Consider the following 6,608-nt stretch of genomic DNA (forward strand, 5'->3'; position numbering starts at 1 on the left):
CGTTCCCGCCTGAGCCGGTGGAGAGGCCGGCGGCGCCCGCCGGCCACGCGTTCGGCCCTGCCCCGCCCGTGCCCGGGCGGAGCGTAGTACGCGATCACCCGTGTACCCTGCTACCGGCCGGGCGACCCCTTCGAGCAGCTCCCATCCGGCTTCCCTTGGTGCCGCCCTCGCCCGCTGATGTCCGCCGTCTCCCGGCGGTGCGCGTCCCGAGCGGAGAGGGGTGAGCCCAGTGGAGGGTGGCCCGGTGGCGAGCGCGATCCGTGCTCCGCGCCTCGACCTGGAACCGCTCGACGGCTGCCACGCGGACGAGCTGGCCGAGGCTCTCGATGACGACCGGCTGCACGAGTACACCGGGGGGCAGCCGGTCGACGCCGCTCGGTGGCGCCAACGGTGCCTCCGGATGAATGCCGGGCCGGAGGGACCGGGGGAGGCCTGGTGCAACTGGGCGGCCCGCCACCGGGACACCGGACGGGTCGTCGGGTGGGTGCAGGCGACGGTGCGGTGGGAGACGGGTGGCCCGAGCACCGCGCTGCTCGCCTGGACCACCTCCGTTCCCTGGCAGGGCCGGGGGCTGGCGACGGAGGCCGCTCGCGCGATGGCCGACTGGCTCGCCCAGCAGGGGGTGGGGCGCTTCTCCGCGATGATCCACCCCGCGCACCGCGCCTCCGAACGGGTGGCGATGGCTGTCGGTCTCACCCCCACCGAGGACGTCGTCGACGGTGAGCGGGTGTGGACGGGGGCGGCGGACACCGGTTGACCGAGGTTCCGGCGGGCCGACACCGCCACCTGTCGTCGGGTCCGAACCCGGCGGTCGACCCGGCTCCGGCGAGGGGCGGAGGCCATCGCGAGCGCGGAGAGCGTCCCGACGCGGCCCGGCGTTCCACGCCCGGATCACCCGGGTGTGGCGGCCGACCGCGCGGTCCGCGCGGTCCTTCCGGCACCGGGGCGGCACCAGGGGCGTGGGCCCCGGCTCCGTACCACCGGACCCGGAGGCGGTGCGGGTCCGGTGGTCGACCTCGACCCGAGCGTCGCCCGCCTACGCGGTGCGGAGCCGGGCAGCGGCCCTGGCGAGGTCCGCGACTCCCGCCCAGTCGCCGGCGGCCAGCAGGTCGCGGGGCGTCAACCAGGAACCCCCGACACAACCGACGGTGGGCAGGGCGAGGTAGTCGGGGGCCGTCCGTGCCGTGATGCCCCCGGTCGGGCAGAAGCGCAGCTCGGGCAGCGGCCCACCAAGGGACTTCAGGTAGGCGGCACCACCGGCCGCCTCCGCCGGGAAGAACTTCATCGCCTGGTGCCCGCGTTCGGCGAGGCGGAGCGCCTCCGACACGGTGCTCACCCCCGCGAGGAAGGGCAGTCCGGTGTCCTCCGCGGCGTCGAGCAACCGTTCGGTGCTGCCCGGGGTGACGAGGAACCCGGCGCCCGCCTCGGCGGCCAGCCGTGCCTGCTCGGGCGTGGTGACCGTGCCCGCCCCGAGGACGATCTCGGGGACCTCGGCGGCGATCCGCCGCACCCCCTCCAACGCCGCCGCCGTGCGCAGGGTCAGCTCGATGACCGGCAGCCCGCCCGCGAGTAGCGCGCGGGCCAGCGGAACGGCGTGCTCCACGTCGTCGAGCACCACGACGGGGACGACGGGCGCGACGGTCAGCAGGTCGGTCGCGGTGCCGGGCTGACTCACTGGTGTGCCTCCACTTCGCTCGGAGCGGGGCTGGCCGCCGGCGCTGCCCACGTGGCGAAGACACTCGCGCCGTGTTCGGCCTGGCCCACGGAACCCCGCAGCGCGCCGAACAGTTCCCGTCCGGTGCCGGCCCATTCTGCCTGGCTCGGTGGCAGGTCGGTGACGGCCCTGGCCGCCAGCTCCTCATCGGGGACGAGGACCTCCAGGCTGCCTCGCTCGCTGTCCACCCGGACCAGGTCACCGTCGCGGACGCGGCTGAGCGGACCCCCGACGGCCGCTTCCGGTGACACCTGGATGGCGGCTGGGACCTTGCCTGAGGCACCGGACATGCGGCCGTCGGTGACCAGGGCGACCCGGTGGCCGTGGTCGAGCAGCGAGCCGAGTGCCGGGGTCAGGCCGTGCAGTTCGGGCATGCCCTTGGCCCTCGGGCCCTGGTTGGGGAGGACGGCTACCACGTCGGTGTTGAGTTCGCCCGCGCGGAACGCCGTGGTGAACGCCTCCTGGCTGGCGAAGACCCGGGCCGGGGCGATGACGGTGCGGTGTTCGGCCGCCACCGCCGACACCTTGATCACGGCTCGTCCGAGGTTGCCGCGCAGCACGCGGAGGCCCCCGTCCTCGGCGAAGGGTTCGGCGACCGGGCGGAGCACCTCGGTGTCCAGGCTGGTGTCGGTGCCCTCCCGCCAGACCAGCTCGCCGTCGACGAGGAACGGCTCCTGGCGGTAGCGCTCGAGGCCGTGACCGGCGACGGTGGGAACGTCGGCGTGCAGCAGGCCGGCGGCGAGGAGTTCGCGCACGAGGAAGGGGACACCGCCCGCCGCGCTGAAGTGGTTGATGTCGGCAGGGCCGTTGGGGTAGACCCTGGCGAGCAGGGGGACCGCGGAGGACAGCTCGTCGAAGTCGTCCCACGTGAGGGTGATGCCCGCGGCCGCCGCCATGGCGACCAGGTGCATCGTGTGGTTGGTGGACCCACCGGTTGCCAGCAGGGCCACGACGCCGTTGACGATGGTGCGTTCGTTGACGACCTCGGCCATCGGCGTGTACTCCTCGCCCAGGGCGCTGAGCGCCACGGCGCGGCGGCCGGCGTACTCGGTCAGTGCCCGGCGCAGGGGGGTCCCGGGCTGCACGAAGCTGGAACCCGGGAGGTGGAGACCCATGACCTCCATCAGCAGCTGGTTGGAGTTCGCCGTGCCGTAGAAGGTGCAGGTGCCCGGGGAGTGGTAGGACGCTGCCTCGGCGGCGAGCAGGTCGTCGCGGCTGGCCGCCCCCTCCGCGTAGAGCTGGCGGACCCGTGCCTTCTCCTTGTTCGGCAGCCCGGAGGGCATCGGGCCCGCGGGCACCAGGATCACCGGGAGGTGACCGAAGGACAGGGCCCCGATGACCAGCCCGGGCACGATCTTGTCGCACACCCCCAGCAGCATGGCGGCGTCGAACATGTCGTGGGAGAGCGCGATGCCGGTCGACATCGCGATGACGTCCCGGCTGAACAGCGACAGCTCCATGCCGTCCCTGCCCTGGGTGATGCCGTCGCACATCGCCGGCACCCCGCCGGCGAACTGCGCCACCCCACCGGCCTCGCGCACCGAGTCCTTGATCCAGGCCGGGAACTCGTTCAGGGGCTGGTGGGCCGAGAGCATGTCGTTGTAGGCCGACACGATCGCCACGCCGGGCTTGACCGCACCGCGCAACGCCAGCAGGTCCGAGCCCGAGCACGCGGCGAAGCCGTGTGCCAGGTTGCTGCACGGCAGCCCCATCCGGACCGGGCCCTGGCTCGCGGCGGCCCGCGTCCGCGCCAGGTAGGCGGCTCGGGACTGGCTGCTGCGTTCGACGATGCGCCGGGTCACCGCGGCGACCACGGGATGGGGAGTGGTGGTCCGGTCGGCGGCTGCGCTGTCCACGCTGCTGGCTCCTTCTCTGGTCGACGGCCACCCGTCCGACGTGGGCGCCCGCGTCGCTGGTTCGGGTGCAGCGTATGCGAAAGGAGCTCCGGAATCCATTATCGATCCAGGAATCGATTCAGCACCCGAACGGTTGGTTCCGGGGACTGAGCAGGTCAGGCCGGGCGGCGGTGCTGGTCCCGCAACCGGTGTGCGTGCCCGCGCCACCGAGCGGTCAGCAGCCGGCCACCATCGAACCAGCCGGGCGGGGCGACCGGTTTCCCCGTCCGCTCGGGGCGGAAGCGCCGCGGGACGCCCGGTTGGACACCGGCGACCTCGGAGCTGGACTCCGACGGGTACCCGCGGATCACCGGACGCAGGAAGGAGGTGGTGGTGACCTGGGAGCACCGCGCGAGGAGGGTCGCGCCCAGCCGGACCTCCTCCCCAGGGGATCTTCGCTCGCACCCGGGTGTTCCGCTCGTCCTCCCGACCGACGCCGTGCCCGAGCCGGGAGCTGCGGTCCTGACCACTGACCGGGAACGGTGTTCCGGCCAGTGGACGCGGTGGCCTAGGGTTGCCGAATGCCCGACACGGTCTGGGACGCCGCCCTCTACGACCAGCGGCACGGGTTCGTCTCCTCGCGCGGAGACGCCCTGCTCGACCTGGTGGCCCCCTGTCCCGGCGACCACATCCTCGACGTCGGCTGCGGTACCGGCGACCACGTGGCCGCGCTGCGGAACCGGGGAGCGCACGTGGTCGGCCTGGACAGCAGCCCGGAGATGGTGGGGCGGGCGCGGCGCAAGTACCCGGACCTGCGCTTCGTCACCGGGGACCTGCTCGCCGTCGGGCCGGCGGACCTCGCCCCGTTCCCCGCCGCCGGGGCTGACGCGATCCTGAGCAACGCCACCCTGCACTGGATCCCCGAGGCGTCCCGGGCCGCGCGGGCGCTGTTCCGGCTGCTGCGCCCGGGAGGCCGGTTGGTGGCCGAGCTCGGCGGAGCCGGCAACGTCGCCACCATCGTGACCGAGGCGGAACGTCTCCGCGCCGGAGAAGGACTGGCGGCCGCCGCCTCCCCGTGGTACTTCCCCACCCTGGCGGGTTGGGCGGCGGTGCTGGAGACGGCCGGTTTCGAGGTCAGGGCCGCCTGGCACTTCGACCGACCGACCCCGCTCGAGGGGGACGACGGGCTCGCCACCTGGGTCCGGATGTTCGGCGGTCACCTGCTCGTCGACGTGCGCGACCGGGACGCGTTCCTCAGCGCACTCCAGGACCGCCTGCGGGAACCCCTGTTCCGGGAGGGGACCTGGTACGCCGACTACCGACGGCTCCGGGTGGTCGCGGTGCGCTCGTCCTGACCACCACACCGCCGAGCGGACGCGGGGGCCCGAGGAGGGCGGGCAGGGCTGGCGACGGGAAGGAGCCCCACCTCACCCACCTCGGGGCGGTGCCCGCGCGGTGCCCCGGTCGCCGCGACCCCGTCCCCGCACGGGAAAGGGGCACCCCGCGCGGCGGGATGCCCCTCGTCGGTCGTCCGCGGTCAGTCGCCGACGGCGCCGAGCTTCCCGGGACGGTCACCCGGTGCGGGTGGACCGGCCAGCCCGTCCGGTTCCGTCTCGCGGTCCGCCTTCCGCGTGGCGGCCGGCATGGCGGCCTCCGGCCGCAGCTTGCTGCGCTGCTGGCGGCGGCCGAGGTAGTTGGCCAGCCAGGACAGCAGCAGGCACAGGGCGATGTAGATGATGGCCACGACGATCGCGGTCGGGATCTGCGGCCGCCCGAAGTTCGGGTCGCTGCCCATCACCCGTGCGTAGCGCAGCAGCTCGTTGTAGGTGATGAGGAAGCCGAGCGAGGTGTCCTTCAGCAACACCACGAGCTGGCTGACGATGGTCGGCAGCATCGCCCGCAACGACTGCGGGAGCAGCACGTTCGTCATCGCCTGCGTCTTGCGCATCCCGATCGCGTAGGCGGCCTCCGACTGCCCCTTGGGCAGTGCGAGCACCCCGGCCCGGAAGACCTCGGCCAACACCGAGCCGTTGTAGAGGGTCAGGCCGACCACCACGGCGACCAGGGAGCTCACCCCGGTGCCGAAGTAGAAGACGAACATCAGGATGACCAGCGGGATCGCCCGGAAGAACTCCACGACCACGGTCGCGGGAACCCGCAACCAGGCGTGCTCGGAGAGCCGCCCGGCGGCGAAGACGGCCCCGAACAGCAGCGCCCCCACCGCACCGAGCGCGAACGCCTGCATCGTGAACTGGAAGGCCTGCAACAGGTCCAGCTGGACCTGCTTGTACAGCAGCCACTCCCAGCGACGCGGGTCGAACTGGCCGGTGTCGTAGAACCGGTACAGGACGTACCCGATCGCGGCGACCAGCACCACCACGCCAACGACGCCGAGGATGCGGTTGCGCGCCCGCGCGCGGGGACCCGGGACGTCGAACAGGACAGAACTCATCGGGCCACGCTCCAGCGCTTCTCCAACGCGCGTTGCAGCAGCGTCAGCGGGATCACCAGCAGCACGAAGATGGCCGCCACCCAGAGCAGGCCCTCGAGGACCGGTTCACCCCGTTCGGACAGGTTCTGTCGGATGCCACCGGCCTCGAAGACGGAGAAGCCGGCGGCGATCGTGGTGTTCTTCAGCAACGCGATGAGGGTGCTGACCATCGGAGGGAACACCGAGCGGGTGGCCTGCGGGAGGATGATCTGCCCCAGCGTCTGCCCGAACGTCAGCCCGATGGCCCGCGCGGCCTCGGCCTGCCCGACCGGGACGGTGTTGATGCCGGAACGGAACACCTCGCAGACGAAGGCGGCCGTGTAGACGGTCAACGCGGTGACCGCCGCCGTGAAGAAGGAGATCCGCACGATCTCCAGCAGGTTCCACGCGAACGCGAAGAACAGGAACACCAGGGTCAGCGGGGTGTTCCGCACCACCGTGACGTACAGCGACCCGGCTGACCGGAACACCGGGACGGGGCTCACCCGCAGCATCGCCAGGAACGCGCCCAGCACCAGCGACCCCACCGCGGAGAGGGCGAAGAGCTGGAGCGTGGTGACGAAGCCGC

6 protein-coding genes are annotated in these 6,608 nt (G+C 72.9%); 2 read left to right on the forward strand and 4 right to left on the reverse strand.

What is annotated here, in order from left to right:
- Nucleotides 1–244: 244 nt before the first annotated feature.
- Entirely contained in the window at nt 245–757 is a 513-nt protein-coding gene (locus tag ACTIDRAF_RS0220690; RefSeq protein ID WP_039788488.1) for a GNAT family N-acetyltransferase, read from the forward strand.
- A 279-nt stretch (nt 758–1,036) separates the two neighbouring features.
- Here the strand turns inward: ACTIDRAF_RS0220690 and eda are convergent, their stop codons facing one another.
- Together eda and edd are read right to left on the reverse strand one after the other, a co-directional pair.
- Nucleotides 1,037–1,675, reverse strand: coding sequence for a bifunctional 4-hydroxy-2-oxoglutarate aldolase/2-dehydro-3-deoxy-phosphogluconate aldolase (gene eda, locus ACTIDRAF_RS30155; protein ID WP_016700633.1), 639 nt, complete (start codon nt 1,673–1,675; stop codon nt 1,037–1,039).
- A complete protein-coding gene (edd, locus tag ACTIDRAF_RS0220700) occupies nt 1,672–3,570 on the reverse strand; it encodes a phosphogluconate dehydratase (RefSeq protein WP_016700634.1) in 1,899 nt (632 codons plus the stop codon). The genes eda and edd overlap by 4 nt, the downstream gene beginning before the upstream one ends.
- A 560-nt stretch (nt 3,571–4,130) precedes the next feature.
- Between edd and ACTIDRAF_RS0220710 the strand changes: the two genes are divergently transcribed.
- Complete coding sequence (locus tag ACTIDRAF_RS0220710) at nt 4,131–4,904, forward strand: class I SAM-dependent methyltransferase (protein ID WP_016700636.1); 774 nt, start codon at nt 4,131–4,133, stop codon at nt 4,902–4,904.
- Between the two features lie 182 nt (nt 4,905–5,086).
- On the opposite strand, the gene ACTIDRAF_RS0220715 is transcribed toward ACTIDRAF_RS0220710, so the two are convergent.
- Nucleotides 5,087–6,001 (reverse strand): amino acid ABC transporter permease, encoded by a 915-nt coding sequence (locus ACTIDRAF_RS0220715; protein ID WP_016700637.1) that lies wholly within the window; start codon nt 5,999–6,001, stop codon nt 5,087–5,089.
- Nucleotides 5,998–6,608 (reverse strand): amino acid ABC transporter permease (locus ACTIDRAF_RS0220720; RefSeq protein WP_016700638.1); only part of this gene is annotated, 611 nt, incomplete at its 5' end. The genes ACTIDRAF_RS0220720 and ACTIDRAF_RS0220715, both read right to left, overlap by 4 nt.

The organism is Actinoalloteichus spitiensis RMV-1378 (genome assembly GCF_000239155.1).
GTDB lineage: Bacteria > Actinomycetota > Actinomycetes > Mycobacteriales > Pseudonocardiaceae > Actinoalloteichus_B > Actinoalloteichus_B spitiensis.